Origin of the sequence: Corynebacterium parakroppenstedtii (assembly GCF_019754935.1) — a bacterium.
GTDB lineage: Bacteria > Actinomycetota > Actinomycetes > Mycobacteriales > Mycobacteriaceae > Corynebacterium > Corynebacterium parakroppenstedtii.
This window is the reverse complement of sequence record NZ_JAGSOA010000001.1, coordinates 1,372,880-1,389,137: the sequence shown is the minus strand read 5'-3', so window position 1 is coordinate 1,389,137 and position 16,258 is coordinate 1,372,880. Positions and strand designations below refer to the sequence as shown.

The window sequence follows — 16,258 nt, the reverse complement described above, 5'->3', positions numbered from 1 at the left end:
GGACGTACGGCAGCGCTATAAGGCAACCCCTAGGTACAAAAGCTCTCGGCGTTGCGGATCGTGCTCCGGATTAGTCACGCCTCCTCGCTCAACGCACTCCGAAGAGCTTGACGTGCTCGTGAGCACCGCGACTTCACGGTCCCTGGCGAGATGTCCAGCTTCGCCGCGGTCTCCTTCACCGAGAACCCGTAGAGATCAACAAGCAAAAACGTCGTCCGGAACGGCTCGTCCAGGCCGGCCAGCGCAGTCTTCAACGCAGCTCGCAACCCACCTTCATTGGCGTGAAAGAATTCCGCGGGAAGTGTGGCGTCGTCAAGAACGACCATCCGAGCATTCCCCCGTCGACGGAGATAGTCCTTCGCCGTATTCACCGCGATCCGGTGGAGCCACGTGCCCGGGGCACAGCGCCCGCGAAACATCGTGGCCGCGCGCTGAGCCTTGAACAGCGTGTCCTGCCACAGATCGTCCACGTCCTCCGGGCAATCCACCCAGCGCGAAATAGCGAAGCGGATCGATTTTTCGTGACGACGGGCCAGCACCGCCATCGCATCCGCCTGACCTGCGCTGACCGCGGCGAAGAGCTCTCGGTCGCTCATCGCCTCTAGCTCGCGGGGACGGGTGCGTCGTGAGTCATAACCGCGGTCAGGACCGTCATCGGCATGAGTGTTCGCCGCGTGAGTATCCGCTGCGTGATGAGTATCGGCGACATAGCGATCTTCGCTACAAGAGCCGTCAGCATCCCCCAGCGCGACAGTATTCTGAGATTGATTTGGCAGCGGACCGTCCCCCGACGAAATCCGCGCCCTCCCCCCGATGAGCACCACACTAGATTCTCATATCCGGCGCCCGATGTCACCACCCGGCGCGGTATCGAGGCCCGACAGGCCCCACATGTATGCCTCTATGTAGACCCCGGGCGCTAGAGCACCCGAGGCCTACGTCGTCACCCCTGGTAGCGAACAGATCACGCTACCGATCACGCCACAGCGTGGGCCGCAGCCCGTGCCATCGACCGCGCCGTCGTCGGCTTCACCGTGCTGGACTGGGGCTTATCCACCACGCCAGTCACGCCGATCTCCGAGATCTCCGCAGCATCCGGGACCGGCAAGGCCGTAATCCAGACCAATACATATTGCGTGTGGGCGGGAACCGTCGACGCCGAGCCCTCCGCACCCGGCGCGGCAGACTGCCGTGCAGCCTTGGGAATATCAATCGTTGTGGAACCATCCTCAAGGTCGGCCGACGCCAGTTCCGTTGTCTCGTCCACGGTCGCCGGCGTCGCTGAACCAGCGGCACGAATCTCCACGTGTGTCCCGCTCTTCGCGCCATCGATACGCAGCGAGGTCACCGTCGCAGGTTCGGGCAACGTCATCATGATTCCCATGCCGGACTTCACCGACGTGGCGGAGGAGCCCAACTGCGCCTCGTATTCATCGGAACGCCACTCCGTCGTCCCATTTCCGTCGATAACCAACGGAACCATGTCGGGGTTATCAGGAGTGCCCCGCCCATTCTCCGGAGCCCAATACGCGGCCGCCGTCGGGGTAATCGGTTTCGCACCATCGCCCTGAGTAATCGACGAACCAGCGCGCCCCAACGAACCCGAGTTCAGGGGCCCATTATCGCTGCGGTTGATCTTGCCCACCACATACGTGGCGATCAACGCGGCTGCCAGAACCACGACAATGGCCAGCGCGCCGATGCCCGCAATGCCCGTGGGCCGGCGCGATGCCTCACCGAAACCAGGACGAGCCTCCGGATTCGGAGTGGACTCGTCGGCAGCATGAAGCTCCGCATCGCCCAAACCGGTACGACGCAGCCGGTCCGCCAGCGTCTCCGCATCCGCCGACCGGGCGTGCAAAGCCTCATCCTGCAGCTCCGCGATCTCCGTCGGCACCGGATCCACGTTCTCCAGTAGCAGACTCAGGGCAACGCCGACGCCATGCACATCCTGGCCGTACGAGTTATGCGGCATGACCCCAGGGAAAGCCAGCACGGCCTCACCCGATGAACTAATCCGCAAGCGGTCACGGTGATCAATCCCCAACGCCGTGTCCAGCCGATGCGCCGTCACCGCCGCCTCAGCCAGACCGGCACACGCAAATGCCGCGGCATACGGATCCGGACGCCCTTGACCCACAGCAGCCAACGCGGAACCCGGCGTCCAATCCGCCACCACAATCGCCCCCGCAGAGTCACGGATAATGTGGCGGATCTGCGCCAGACCAGCGCATTTCGCCTCGTACAGGGCGGACGTGCGGTCAATAATGTGGTCCGTCGTATCGCGAGCAGTGCGGTAGTCGTCGATACCCGGAATGCGCATGGTATCGATGATCGTCAGCGCGACTTCCCTGCCCGACGCCTGCTCGCGGGCGTGCCACAAGCGCATGGCATTCGTGCCGCCATGGTCGGCCAACAAGCGGTAGCGGCCATTCGCGACGGCCGCGCCCGGCACGAGCTTAGGCCCGCGCACAAAACCCGCCGACATCGGAGGAAGACCAGGCGACGCCGTCGACAAGGCGGTCACGTTGTACGTATCCGCAGCATCGGCCGCGTTCGGAACACCGACCATGTCCTCCGGTGCGGACTGCCGCACCGATACGAACCGACGCAGCCCCGGAATGCGCGCCAACGCGCGACCGAAAATCGCGATCTCCTCCAGGCCAGACTTCGCCAGAATCAAGCCCGCGACAGCCACCAAAACGATGCCGTCCAAACCAGTGCGCATCAAGGTGGCCAACTTCGGGAACTGCATGAGCCAATCCCCGCGCAGCACCAGATCCAGCAGCCAGCCGGCGAGAGCACCGGCCAGGGACGCAGCGAGCACCCACGTCGTCGACCGCATAACTTCACGGCCGCGCAAAGACCCCAAGGAACGATGCAGCAACACCGCGCCGACGATCGCACCCGTGATGAAGCCGAACCCGTTAGCGGCCGCCAACAACACGACGACGAAATCAGAGCGCGTGGCCAGGAACGGCGCCAAGTAGGACAGAATGACCTTGGTCAGGGTGATCGCGATGATGATGAACGTCGGGGTCCACGCCTGCTCACGGGCATAAAACACGCGAAGGTGCAGAAGAACGATCGAGTAGGGAACCAGCGTGAACGCACCGAAACTCAGCGTCCACCCCAACGTTTCCGCCGACGCCGCGTCGAAACGACCCCATGCGAACAGGGCGCTCGAAATGGTCGTGCCAAACACCGTGAAATAGACGATGACCGGGATCAACGCCATCAGCGTGATCTTCGTGGCCATCGTTAAATCACGGACAACGCCCTGATTGTCGCCATCGGCGGCATTGCGCGACAAACGCGGCATAATCGCCGTCAACAAAGTCACACCGATCACGCCATAGGGCACCTGCAGCAACAACCAATGCTGCTGATAGATGAACAACGCACCGGGATCGGCCGCCGACGCAATACGGTTCGTGAAGAAATACCCTGCCTGGGAAATGGCGACATAAACGACGATCGCCAAACCCATGCCGGCGAACTGCTTGACTCGATCGTCAATGCCCCACAGCGGGCGAAGGTCAACCCCGGCCATCCGGAGATACGGGAACAGCATGAGTGCCTGAACCACGACACCAAGCGTCGTGCCCGCGCCCAACAAAAGGATGTGAGGATCGGTGATCGCCACGTGCTGGGTTGGGTCCAACGACCCCGGGAGGAACCAGTACGCCAGAAGGACGACCAGCACAATGACGTTATTGATCACCGGAGCCCACGCGCCGGGCCCGAAAATCCCCTTCGTATTCAGCACCGCCATGAGCAGCGCAAAGAGGCCGTAGAACAGGATCTGTGGCAACAGGAGATAGGCAAAAACCGTTGCCATCGTGACATTGACTTTGCCGTTCGCGTCCAAGGACAACTGCACAAGCCACGGCGCCCCAAGGACGGCGAGCACGGTCACACCCACCAACAGTGCCGACGCGACCGTTAGCAAGCGTCGAATGAATGCGGCACCGTGGTCCGCATCCTCTTTCTCTGCGCGCACAAGAACGGGAATGACTAGAGACGTCAAAATTGCGCCCAGGACGATTTCCGTAATGAGGTTCGGCAGAGTGTTCGCGCTCGTGTAAGCCGACGCGACCCCGGCGCCCATGGTGGAGCCGATGAGGAGGTTACGGAAGAACCCCGTGATGCGGGACAGCAACGTGGCGACGGCCATCGTCCCGCCGGCCCGGACAACCTCGGTGTCGGTACTCGTAGGCGGCTTGTCCTCACCATCGCTGGTGCTTGGCTGGGACGATGTGTCCCCACTTCCGCCCTGACCCTGCTTGGGCTTCACCGCGGTGGCCGTCGCCGTCGATGACGAGGCGCGATCGGGGGATGCTTCTGCGCTTCCCCGTGCTCCTTGCTCACCGGACCGGTCGGCGCGTGGCCGCTCGCTGAGTGCAGAGAGGTCGGGGCCAGACTGCTGGGTCGGTTTCTTCCTCGGCTCCGGTACTGGAGCAGGGGGCCTGGGGGTGACGATCCGGCCACGTTGTCCAGCACGTGCCCGAGGGGACGCCGCGGTGTGACGCGGTTGGTGCTCGGGCTGCTCTGGGGAGCTTGGGTTCTCGTCGGTTGAACTCACCTTGCCCATTGTTGCCGACTTGCTTAACGAAGTGGAATCGACATGCCCGTTAGCGTTGTGAATTGGGAATACTAAGGCGGTGGGGCGGCACTTAGTGCTGGGAAAACAGGGAGTTCATCGGGCAGATCGTAACGCCGGCAACCTACATGCGTGTTCGCCGTTCCCGCAGGATAAGGCCGATTCCGGCGATCGTAACCAGGATTCCCCCCACAGTCAGAACACCTTTCCAGGAGATACCTGGGGCAGATTGAATGGCGACCGTGGTGGGTTCAGACAGTGCCTGATTATGGTCGCCGGCTAGCCACAGTTTGAGTTTCGTTTGTTTATTCCGTGCCGCAATATCAGCATGAACCTGGAGCGTCACTGAACCACGAGCAGGCAACGTTTGTTTCAGCTCGTCGAGCTGAACGTTCGATGGACCTTGCCATTGGAGCGACGCCTTGACCGGGAGCGGTAAACCATTGCGCGCCACGATCAGGATGGGCGATGAATCCGACGTCCGCGTGTACACATTGCCCGGAGGGACTAGCTTCACCGAGGTCAAAAGGTTGTGGAGCATCGCCTGGCTCTTGTCCAACAGCGTGTCCGAATACTGGGTGACAGTGTCGTATTTCTTCTCACTCCGTCGGCCGTCGTCAGTCAGTGCCCGAAGGAGATCCGTACGCAATGGCGCCGTGAAGTTAAACCGCGTGAGCTCAATCCGGTCATCATTGCTCATCATGGTGGTCAACCGTGTGATCGACGACGCCTGCGTCGCCACCCGATGCACATCGTCGCTGTTCAACGCGCCGGGATCCTCATACGGGCGGTTCACGCTTCCCGTGGAGTGTGGGGTTTGGGAGGTAATAGCGGATAGCGCGGTCGGTGTGGCCTCCCCACCAAGGAGTGTGCCAACGGCGTCTAAAAATGCGGTGGCGTCCTCGCTGCTGACGGTCCACTGCGCGGGGGGCGTGGCAAGGACGGGAGTGCGTGATTGAATCGTCTGCCACATGACGGCAATGGCGTCCTGCATTCGCGCGTGCGAGGAATCAAGCATCTCGTGATAGCGCGTCAGCGGTGTGGAATACGCCGCCGTCTCCGGAGTCCCCCCGGTTGCCGCAAGGGTGGCCCCCACATCCGCATTAAACGGAATGGCTGTCACACCGTGGCCAACGTCGACAAGTTTGTTTTCCCACGCGGATTGGTCATGTGCGGCTGAGTCGTCATCGCGGGAACGGGCCGTAGAGTCCCCGCCAGCGGAATCATCCTTGTCAAAGGACGAACCATCGCCAGCAGCTGTATCAGACTTTTCCTTGTTGTCGGTTTCAGTGCTGGTAGACAGTGAGTTATCCGCGACGAGCGTCGTAACGTGCGGATCCTGAGGAGGCCACGAGGCCGGCCGCACTGTATTAGTCGATGCCTCGTCGGACGTGAGAGTAACCGGATTGACCTGCGGTTCCTCAGTAGTGGGAGTGCCGGCAGATTTATCGGTATTGGCCACGCCCTCCTCGAACTGCGAGTTCAAGTCGATGGGCTCCCCATTGGTATAGGCGTTGGCCAACGACGGTATGGCGTCCTGGTTGAGGTACCCCGCGCCGGGAATGGCGATGTTGCTGAGCGTGCTGGTGCCAAGAATGGCTTGAATGTTCGTATCCCCGGTTGAGAGCGTTTGCGCAGCTAGCCACGGGTCTTTGGTGGCTGCAACGGCATTGAGGTTGGCCCCCGAGGTGGGCAGCGACACGACACATCCCCCGGATGCCGTGTCTTTGAGTTTCTTCAGCCACCTCTCGGCATCGACCGTGCCCTTGCCATCGCGCGTTTTCGTTCCCTTGGAGGATCCCCAACTATCCCGCAGGCGAGTCGTTTCGCTCACGGCGCTCGGCCTCTCATTGGTCACCGAGTACCCGTGAGTCATTCTCTCCACAGTGGTGAGCAGGTCGGGGTCGATGGCCAGGCAGCTCGCCTCTTTAATGCCGTTATTCTTGCTGGCTGCGTTGGCGTAGGCCGACAACAGGCCGTCGAGCCGCCCTCCCCGAGCAAGCTCATGGGCGAGTGTTTCGTCGCTGAGCAGGAGGGGAGCTGAGTCAGGAGCTTCACCAGTTTCACCTGGGACGATGGCCGACCGGCTGGCCAGAGGCCACAAAAAAGTAAGCGGTACAGGCTGATTCTCACTGGCCTGTTTATTGTCAGCCTCCGGTTTGGCTTTATCCCGGACAGGAAGCAAGAACCTGGACGAACCCTCATATGACCCCGCCTGAGCACTGATCACGATGGGATAGGTCCCCGGATCAGTAATGCCCAACGGCGTGGCCTTGCCATTCCCGTCCGTGACCGGAAGATCAAAAGTCAACGTGGTGGACTCACCCGGTTTGAGAGTGACAGCGGAGTTATCACCCGAGGACGTGGTGGTTTTACTGTTCTTGGCCGACGTGCTTTTCTTGCCCGATTCGCGTGCCGACGTTGACCCCGTGGATTGCGAATCATTGGCTTGATCGTGGTCCACAGACCCGTTGATCAGATCGTGATTAAAGACATCTTTATTATCCGCCAGCCGGAGACGGGCAGATGCGGTGTCGACGACGGCGTCGGAACGCGACAAAGAATACGTAATCGAGTCGAGCGTGCTTGATGTTGAGTTCGTCAGCTTCACCGTGAACGCAACATGCCCATCGATCGTGGCAATCGTCGGGTTGATCTGCGAAATCGAGACATCAATATCGTTCTTGGAGTGACCATCCCGCGCCGAGGGGTTGGTCCATTGAGTCGATTCCGCTGCCTGAGCCGTAGGGCCCTGAGATCCCGTATTGGTCATCGTCGCCGGGAGAATTCCGACGGCACAAGCTACAGCACTAGCGCTGCACATGCCTAGGATGCGTGTTCTCCACGGTTTCACCATGGCGTCATCCTCCCCTCCGCATGGGCTTGACGTGCCAGATCCGGCAGAATCTCGTGCGCGCGCCGGGCCAATTTCCGCTCATCCCCGTAGGCTAGCCTTTCGACGAGCTCAGAGGCAGGAGCCCACGTGACCTCGGTGACTTCAGGATCATCATCATTAAATATGCCGTCAACATATTCCAACAGATGGTGATGGACCGTTTTATGGATGCGGATTCCGTCGGACACGAACCAATAATCAATGGTCCCCAAGTCCTCGAAAACGCGCCCGGTGAGCCCGGTTTCTTCCCACACTTCACGCTCGGCGGTCGTGGTATGGTCTTCGCCCTGCTCAACGTGGCCTTTGGGAATGGACCACAGGAGCCGCCCACGACGGTCAAGCCGCCCGATCAGGCATACATAAATGCGATCCATATTCACGATCCCGGCATCGTCAACGGCTTCAGCTAATCCAGAGACGACGAGTCCACCGGCGGAGGTTTCTTCCGAAGTAGGCATGTACACGGAAGCGAGGGCGCGGGATTTATTCCGCCGCGAGTTTCGGGACGACCCCCGGCCGGAGCGCTGGTCACGTGGCCTACCAGGCCTCGAACGCTTCCCACCGTTGCGTGAGTTGTTGCGTGAACCAGCATTCCGCGAGCTGTTTCGTCGCGATGTCGCCGAACGCTTCTGATGTGGCTTATTTTTATCCCTCGATGAACCGCTCCCCTGAGCGTGGTTACCCTTCTTCTTATCGCCACCCTGGCGGTTATTTTTCGAGCTAGAGGTGCTGCGCCGGCGTCGGCCCCCGTTTGTGCGCCGCGTGCGCCGTGGCGATCCGGCGCCCCCCGTGTGGCCAGCGTCGGACGAGTCTTGACTCGCTGACTGTGGCCGTGTGCTCCTACTCATTCTTTTCAGGATAGAGGCCGACGAACGCATGTGGGTAGATAGGCCAGTCACATTGCGCGTTCCCTGTGGATAAATGGTCACTTGTGGATAACTCGCGTCATAACGATCGGTGGGGACTAGACACGTCTTGGCGACCGGTACGATATCTGACATGGCTGGTTCGTCCTCACTCTCCCATTCGCGTCCGTCCGATTCGAGCTCCTCACATGACACGTCCGTTATGGAGGCAGAATATTTGGCACGAGCGCACAGAGACTTAGCCTCTTTAATCCCCGTGATGACACCGCTTGCCCAGGCTTTTAATGATGATGATTGCGACCTCTACTTGGTCGGTGGTTCCGTCCGAGACGCTCTTTTAGGGCGTTTGAGCAGTGATCTTGACTTTACGACGAATGCCAGGCCGCATGATATCCACCGGCTTTTGGAGAGCACATGCGATGCCGTGTGGGATACGGGCATTGACTACGGCACAGTTTCGGGCCAACACAGTGGCCAAGATATAGAGGTGACGACCTTTCGCGCCGACACTTATGACGGTGAATCACGAAACCCAGAGGTCACCTTCGGTGATTCCTTAGACAAGGACCTAACCCGCAGGGATTTTACCGTTAACGCGATGGCTGTTGAGGTCCGTGGCGACGGTTCGCAGGTGTTTCATGACCCGCTTCACGGATTAACCGACCTCGTCCGCGGTTATCTCGACACACCGGACGATCCCGCGATTTCGTTTCACGACGACCCCCTCCGCATGCTCCGAGCCTGCCGTTTTGTGTCCCAACTGGGGTTGCGCGTTGCTCCACGTGTGCGTGAGGCCATGGAGAGGATGGCGGGGGACATTCAACGGATCACAGCGGAGCGGATCCACGCTGAGCTGGACAAATTAATCCTCGGGGACCACCCAACCGACGGGATTGAACTCATGGTCGACACCGGATTGGCGGACTACATCATTCCCGAAATCCCGGCCATGCGCATGACCCGTGATGAGCACATGCAACACAAAGATGTGTATGCCCATTCGCTGCAGGTGCTGCGCCAAGCTATTGACCGTGAACCAGATGGTCCGGACTTAGTCCTGCGGTGGGCGGCGTTGCTCCATGACTGCGGAAAGCCCAGCACGCGGGCCCCGAAACCCGGCGGAGGCGTCACGTTTTATCACCACGACGTGGTGGGGGCGAAAATGGCCCGCAAGCGCTTCAGGGCCTTGAAATACAGTAAGCAGTTCATCAAAGACGTCTCGGGACTGATTTATCTGCACCAGCGCTTCCACGGCTATACCGAGAAGGCGTGGAATGATTCCGCTGTTCGTCGCTATGTCACCGATGCGGGACCCCTTTTGCCCCGGCTTCACCGGCTCGTGCGGGCCGACTGCACAACCAGGAACAAGGCGAAAGCCCGGCGTTTACAACGCTTGTACGACGATCTCGAACGTCGTATTGAGGAGATTCAGCATAAAGAGGATCTCGCTCGCATCCGTCCAGATCTTGACGGAAACGACATTATGACGATCCTAGATATTGAACCAGGACCGATGGTAGGAAAAGCCTGGAAGCACATGAAAGATGTTCGCCTGGATCAGGGGCCTTTAGAGCGCGAAGACGCCATCTTAGAGCTGAAGAAATGGTGGACTGAGGAACAGGAGTCAGAGGAGCAACATTCATGAGTGATATCTACAGTGATCGCCTGTTCAATGGGCTGAGTAAAACCCCGCCTGAGGCGGGAATGTTGCTGGTCTCTGCACCCGGAACGGTATCTGCCGAGCTGACTCGCTCCGTCATTTTCCTTCTCGACGTTGGTCCCGACGGTGCCGTCGGCGTCGATCTGACAGAACGCACAGAGATGGCAACACACAATGTCCTGCCCCAGTGGACGCCGCTTATTACCGCACCTCAGGTGATTTATCTCGGCGGACCCGTGGGTCACAACACTGTTCTCGCCGTCGGCGTAGCGAAGCCAGATACCGTCATCGACGACACCACGTTGTTCTCCACCACGGCGCACCGATTTGTGACGGTTAACTTAGACGCCGACCCCGACGAGGTGAAAGGGAAGCTGCACGGTCTTCGCATGTTCGGCGGGTACGCCGGGTGGGGGCCAGGCCAACTTAACGCCGAAATTGAGCGCGGGAACTGGTACGTGGCGCCGGCATTAACCGAAGACGTCCTCGCTCCCGCCAATGTCGATGTCTGGGGGCAGGTGATGCGTCGTCAAGAGCAACCACTCCCCCTCTTCGCGACCTACCCTATCGACCCGAACGAGAATTAAACCGAGAATTAACCGTCACCTCGCACCCGTAGAGAACACGTTATGGACACACCACCACACCGCGGATCACCGCAGAACAACCCCGCACACGGCGGTTCTTTAGGTCCCGACTTCCGGCAAGGTTTAGCTGAAACCTGGGCAATTGGGCTGGGGCTGATTCCGCTAGGGCTTTCCTTTGGCCTTCTGGTCGTGCAATCAGGTTTTGCCTGGTGGTGGGCACCAATACTCTCCACCATCATTTACGCGGGATCCATGGAGTTCCTGACCATCAGCTTGATTAGCAGCGGAATTGGGCTGTTTTCTGCCGGGTTAACAACATTGATGGTGAACTTCCGTCACGCGTTCTACGGCCTGACCTTCCCCCGCCACGCGATTAAGAGCCGCGCCTGGCGCGCCTACTCCACCTACGCATTGACTGATGAGTCCTATGCCATCGCGTCGACGTCCATGGCGAAGAACAGCTCGATCAGCGGCGTTCACGTCCTGACAATCCAGGTCGTTGTGCAAGCCCTATGGTTGGCGTCGGGAATAGTTGGTGCTCTTGTCGGCCAGTACATTCCCACCATCGACGGGATGTCCTTCGCTCTCGTCGCCCTATTCATTGTGCTCACCATGGAGTCATTTTCCGCGAATCCCGACTGGTCACTACCCGGCCTCGCCCTGATCTGCGCGGCCGTCGGATGGCTAGTGTCAGAACAATCTCTCATGGTTATCGGGTTAGGGCTCTACCTTGCGGTGCTTCTCGTGCGCTTTTGGTCTCCAACTGTTGACGACACCCTCACGCTGCGGTCTAGCCGTGACCAGTTTGAACCCATCGATGGTGAAGGGGAAACACAACGATGACTCAAACGCTGGCTTATGGTGACTATGGGCTACCCGAAGGTGTGTCACTGTCTCACACGCTCGCGATGCTGTTCGTGATCGGTGTCGTCACTGTTGCTTTGCGCGCATTCCCATTTCCGTTTATTGCGCGTTTGCGGGGATCGGATTTCGTGGCCCACCTCAGCCGAACCATGCCCGTGGGCGTAACCATGGTGCTCATTGTCTACACCGCTGTGGAAACGTCGCATGACAGCGGTGGATGGTGGCCTGTCCTTGTAGCCATCGCGGGAACGTGTTTGCTCCACGTGTGGCGGCACAGTGTGACGCTCTCAATTTTCGGTGGAACCGCACTCTACGTTGTGCTTCTCAACGTTGTGGCGTAGCGGCGTTTGTCCTGGCCGATTCGTTTAACTGGCGTGTTCGTCTAGCTGGCATGCTCGTCCAACTGGCGCGCGTATCGGCTCGCGCGCACCGAGCACACCATCAGCTGAATCTGGTGGAACACCATCAGCGGCAAAATGATCACCGCAGCGCTCTGGGGGAAAATGACGGCGGCCATGGGGAGGCCCGTCGCTAAGGACTTTTTAGTCCCGCAGAATTGAATGGCCACGCGGTCGCCGTAATCGAAGCCGAAACGATTCGCGGCGGTCCAGGTCAACCACAGCATCAGCTCGACCAAAATAAGGGACAGCAGGACGACGATCACCAGCTGCCACCACGCGATCGACGTCCACACGCCCAACACGATTCCCTCCGAAAACGCCCCGTACACCACGAAAGCGATGGACAGCCGGTCCACATTCTTCGTCACCGGGCTTGCCGACATTTTCGCGATTGGACGCCACAAACGTGCAATCTGGCCAAGCATGAATGGCACAAGTAGCTGCAGCGCAACGTCGATAAACACGCTGCCGGATACGTGGAAACCCGACCCCGACATGAAGAACATCACGAGAACAGGCGTGATTACGACACCTAACAGATTCGACGTCGACGCACTAACGATGGCGCCCGCCACGTTCCCCCTGGCAACGGACGTGAACGCCACCGACGACTGGACCGTCGACGGCACGAGGCAGAGGAACAAAAAGCCGGCATACAGGTTGTGGCCCACCAGGTGCTGAAGTGGGAAGAGTGCGATACCGATGATCGGGAAGACGACGTAGGTAAAAGCCAGAATGAGGGTGTGAAGGCGCCAGTGCTTGAGACCCTCGAACGCCTCGGCGGGTGAGAGGCGCGCGCCGTAGAGGAAAAACAGAAATGCAATTGCCCCGGTGGTGACGGTATCCCACGCGCTGGCGAAAGACCCGCGAGCAGGGAAAAGGATGGCGATCGTCACTGCTGAGAGGATCATGACGATCAACGGATCGGGCCGCCAGGAGGCAATTTTGCGAATATTCACGTCACTATTCTAAAAACCTTCGCGCTGGGGCGGGGGCATGTAGGAAAAGCGCCGCAAACGCTGGAGGAAACACCGCCGGCGCTCAAGGGGCTACTACCTGCGTAAAGGTGGCGAAAGAGGCGATTCGTCTAGGTATCTCAGGTCTACGTCACGCGTGAGCGGGAAGCCGCGCATGAAACTCCATCACACTTTTAAACGAAAAATAATTAGTGGGTGGAAACCGTTGTGTTATTATTTCGCTCACAAGCTTTTCAGTACAAAAGTAAATCTTGAGATGATAAGGAGCTGCGTGGTGCGAAGTAGCTTCATGCCTGTGGACATTTCGGCACAGGACGTCGAGCTGTCGACAAAGAGGGGTCCGGTGTACGGGCCGCTAAGTTTCACTGTTCAACCGGGAGAAACGGTTGCGCTCGTCGCCGGCCAGTCCAACGGACTGTCGAGCCTGCTACTCACCCTGGTGGGCCGCATGAAGCCCTCGGGCGGAACAGTCACCGTGGGTGGAATCACGATTCCCCAACACATGCGGAAAGTCCAAAAGATCGCGACATTCGCTGGGTTCGACGACCTGGATGATTTGGATCCCGCACTGACCATCGCGGAAACAGCCTACGAGCGGATCTCACTCGAATCGCCGATCATTGCTCGTCGGCCCGGGTGGGAGGGCGAGCATATGACCTCATGCCTCCACGCAGCTTTTGGAACCGAGCCCCCGGGGCCCGACGTTCCCATTGAAGACCTCACCGTGTTGGGGCAGGCGCAGGCGAGGCTCTTCGTCGCGCTCGTGTGTCGCCCCTCCGTGATCAGCTATAACGATGTCGATTCCCTCCGCAATCCGAACGACCAGGCTGCATTATGGGAATCGCTGCAGCGTGCCGCTGCTCTAGGAATCACGATCGTCGCGAACACCGCCAACGTCGGCGCCATCCCGGACGGCGTACGACAGATCTTCGCCGAGCGCCCCGACAACCGGGATGAAAGCCGCATCATCGACGAATCCGCAGATCAATCTGCAGATGAACTTGCGAATGAGGAAACGCGCGTCGATATCCCCCGCTCCCCCATGACGTCTTCTCAGGACGACGCCAGCCTCGGGGGCACGTTCGACACCTCACTGGATAACACGGCCCGCCGCAGAACGGGCAGCACACCTGCGTATCAGCACACCCATGCTCTCGCCGCCGAGGAGGCCAACCATGGCGAATAACAAGCCCAACCACAGTAAAGACGCGGGTTCCTCGCCTGCTCGGCCGAAACGACGAGGCCTCACCGCGCGCGGGAAAGGCGCGTCGGCCTACCGCGAACGCATCATGCCGCGCATGTTGATCGGGCGGAACTCGGAAATTCACCGCCTACGCATCTTCCCCGTCGCGCTCGCCATTCTGGCAACCATCCCGCTGCTCGTCGGCGCGTTCTTCCTCTGGGCTAACCAGAATCCGACGGAAAACCTCAGCGACATGAAGGTCGCCGTCGTCAATAATGACCGTCCGGCAGAAAAAGACGGACAACCGGTCAATGTTGGCCCGGAAATCATTCAGAATGTTAAGGCCAACCCCACCTTCGATTGGCAATTCCCCTCGGAATCGGAGGCCAGGAAAGGTCTGGAGGACGGTAAGTACTTCGCTACCGTTGTGATTCCCCAGGATTTTTCATCGTCCGTGGCGTCCATTGGTACTGAGAATCCGCACCAGGCTGTGCTGAACTTCGACTATAACGACGCGAACGGGAAATCGGCGTCTGTCCTGCTGAAAGCCGCAGCTGAGCGCCTGCACTCGACGATTAATGAGTCGATCACTAACACAGCTAGCGCCAAGGTGTTCTCGTCGCTGAATGAAATCCACGAAGGAATGGGTAAGGCTGCCGACGGTTCCGGCCAGTTGGCTAATGGTGCGAAGACCGCCAATAGCGGCGCGACCCAGCTGGACAACGGTGCCAGTAAGCTTCTCAATGGATCCTCGCAGTTGAAGAACGGCGCCGGGACGCTCACGTCGAAACTGGGTGAAGCTCACGCGGGTGCGAAGAAGCTGGATGATGGGTCTGCGCAGCTCCAAGCGGGTGCCCAGCAGCTCACTGACAAGTTAGGTCTTGCCCACGAGAAATCGACGGAACTTGTGAGCGGTGCTCAGCAGGTTGCCGACGGTAACGCCAAACTGGCGCAGGGCAATGCTCAACTGGCCGCTGGGCTCGATGAGATGAAAGGCAAGCTGGCCGCGATTGAGGGAATCCCCGGTATCAACCAGCTGCCTCAGGTGCGTCAACTTCTCGACGGCGTTAATCAGGCCAATTCAGCTGCTCACCAGCTCGCCGAGGGTGCTCAGAAGGCTTCCGATGGTTCCCGACGAGTGGCCGACGGCAGCACTCAGATCAGTGGCGCGCTCCAGCAATTCCAGGATGGTAGCCAGACCATCGCCTCGAAGCTGGGTGAAGCTCACGCAGGTGCAGGGCAGCTCAGCAACGGTCTGAGCCAGTTGCAGGGTGGCGCGAGCCGGCTCCAGGATGGCGCGACCACGCTGAATAATGGCCAAAAGGACCTGAAGAACGGAACGACGCAGCTAGCCGGAGGAACCGGCAAGCTGTCAGAGGGTGCGGGCACGCTGCACGATAGTTTGGCATCCTCGCAGGATCGCGTACCAGCCTTTACGACGCAGATGGTCGCTCATAACGCCGACACCATGGCTGGTCCGTCGGAACTGAACGAGAGCTGGGTACACAAGGTGTCGTCGATGGGCGAAGGCCTAGCCCCGTTCCTGGCTGGCTTCGGTATTTTCTTGGGCGGATTGTTCGTGTGGCAGGTTGTTCGTCCACTCCCCCGACGGAACCTTGCTGCGTCGGTGTCCTCGCTGCGGTTGGCTATCCGCACCACCACTCCAGCGCTGTTGATCAGCGTTTTGCAGGTCGCGCTGCTGGTTGGCATCAGCTGGTTCACGTTGGATATTCGCCCCCAAAACCTCCTTGCCTGGACTGCTCTCATGTTGCTGGGCGGCTTCGGATTCTTGATCTTCCAGCAGGCGCTGATTATCTGGTTCGGTGAAGGAAAGGGGCAGTTGTTGGGCATCGTTGCCTTGGTGGTGCAGCTCGCGTCCGCGGGCGGGCTGTACCCCATCGAAACATCGCCCAAGTTCTTCCAGATACTTCACCCATTCATGCCATTTAGTTGGCTCGTCGAAGGAATGAGACAAGCCGGGGTCGGTGAATTGAACGCTCAATTCTGGAATTCCGCGCTCGTGTTGGCCTTCGTTGCGGTGCTCACCATGGTCTTCCTGGTCTGGGGAGTATCCCGCAAGCGGGTGTACACGATGTCTACCCTGCACCCGGCGGTGGTGTAAGGGGCTAGCGGGGCGAGGGACTAACTCTCAGCCCTAGCGCTGTAATCCTCCCAGTCCTGCTCGGATTGGGAGGATTTTTCTATGTTCATGCCTGGTTAA

11 protein-coding genes are annotated in these 16,258 nt (G+C 59.5%); 6 read left to right on the top strand and 5 right to left on the bottom strand.

Annotated elements, in window-relative coordinates; translation table 11 throughout:
• Nucleotides 1-74: 74 nt before the first annotated feature.
• The 4 genes from KCQ76_RS11080 to KCQ76_RS05905 all read right to left on the bottom strand — a co-directional run bounded on the left by KCQ76_RS11080 (nt 75) and on the right by KCQ76_RS05905 (nt 8,347).
• Complete coding sequence (locus tag KCQ76_RS11080; protein ID WP_160296138.1) at nt 75-821, bottom strand: RNA polymerase sigma factor; 747 nt, start codon at nt 819-821, stop codon at nt 75-77.
• A gap of 155 nt (nt 822-976) precedes the next feature.
• Nucleotides 977-4,585, bottom strand: coding sequence for a murein biosynthesis integral membrane protein MurJ (locus KCQ76_RS05915; protein WP_197416808.1), 3,609 nt, complete (start codon nt 4,583-4,585; stop codon nt 977-979).
• A 142-nt stretch (nt 4,586-4,727) separates the two neighbouring features.
• Nucleotides 4,728-7,460: a hypothetical protein gene (locus KCQ76_RS05910; RefSeq protein ID WP_046203495.1), complete on the bottom strand. Its 2,733-nt coding sequence runs from the start codon at nt 7,458-7,460 to the stop codon at nt 4,728-4,730.
• A complete protein-coding gene (locus tag KCQ76_RS05905) occupies nt 7,454-8,347 on the bottom strand; it encodes an NUDIX hydrolase (protein ID WP_082090008.1) in 894 nt (297 codons plus the stop codon). The genes KCQ76_RS05910 and KCQ76_RS05905 overlap by 7 nt, the downstream gene beginning before the upstream one ends.
• A gap of 151 nt (nt 8,348-8,498) precedes the next feature.
• On the opposite strand from KCQ76_RS05905, the gene KCQ76_RS05900 reads away from it, so the two are divergent.
• From KCQ76_RS05900 to KCQ76_RS05885, 4 genes are read left to right on the top strand one after another with little or no spacing between them, the layout of a single operon-like run.
• Complete coding sequence (locus KCQ76_RS05900; protein WP_060942039.1) at nt 8,499-10,010, top strand: CCA tRNA nucleotidyltransferase; 1,512 nt, start codon at nt 8,499-8,501, stop codon at nt 10,008-10,010.
• A complete protein-coding gene (locus tag KCQ76_RS05895; protein ID WP_046203400.1) occupies nt 10,007-10,612 on the top strand; it encodes a YqgE/AlgH family protein in 606 nt (201 codons plus the stop codon). The genes KCQ76_RS05900 and KCQ76_RS05895 overlap by 4 nt, the downstream gene beginning before the upstream one ends.
• A 42-nt stretch (nt 10,613-10,654) precedes the next feature.
• On the top strand, nt 10,655-11,455 hold the full coding sequence (locus tag KCQ76_RS05890; protein WP_241864697.1) for an AzlC family ABC transporter permease: 801 nt from the start codon (nt 10,655-10,657) through the stop codon (nt 11,453-11,455).
• Nucleotides 11,452-11,817, top strand: a complete 366-nt coding sequence (locus KCQ76_RS05885; RefSeq protein WP_046203399.1) for a branched-chain amino acid transport AzlD family protein — start codon at nt 11,452-11,454, stop codon at nt 11,815-11,817. The genes KCQ76_RS05890 and KCQ76_RS05885 overlap by 4 nt, the downstream gene beginning before the upstream one ends.
• A 41-nt stretch (nt 11,818-11,858) precedes the next feature.
• Here KCQ76_RS05885 and KCQ76_RS05880 read toward each other — a convergent pair whose 3' ends face one another.
• Nucleotides 11,859-12,836 carry a bile acid:sodium symporter family protein gene (locus tag KCQ76_RS05880; protein ID WP_330914479.1) on the bottom strand — a complete coding sequence of 326 codons (978 nt, stop codon included), beginning with the start codon at nt 12,834-12,836 and terminating at the stop codon, nt 11,859-11,861.
• Nucleotides 12,837-13,125: 289 nt separating this feature from the next.
• On the opposite strand from KCQ76_RS05880, the gene KCQ76_RS05875 reads away from it, so the two are divergent.
• Both KCQ76_RS05875 and KCQ76_RS05870 read left to right on the top strand, forming a co-directional pair.
• Nucleotides 13,126-14,040 (top strand): ATP-binding cassette domain-containing protein, encoded by a 915-nt coding sequence (locus tag KCQ76_RS05875; RefSeq protein WP_160296135.1) that lies wholly within the window; start codon nt 13,126-13,128, stop codon nt 14,038-14,040.
• Entirely contained in the window at nt 14,030-16,159 is a 2,130-nt protein-coding gene (locus KCQ76_RS05870; RefSeq protein WP_046203398.1) for a YhgE/Pip domain-containing protein, read from the top strand. The genes KCQ76_RS05875 and KCQ76_RS05870 overlap by 11 nt, the downstream gene beginning before the upstream one ends.
• Nucleotides 16,160-16,258 lie beyond the last annotated feature (99 nt).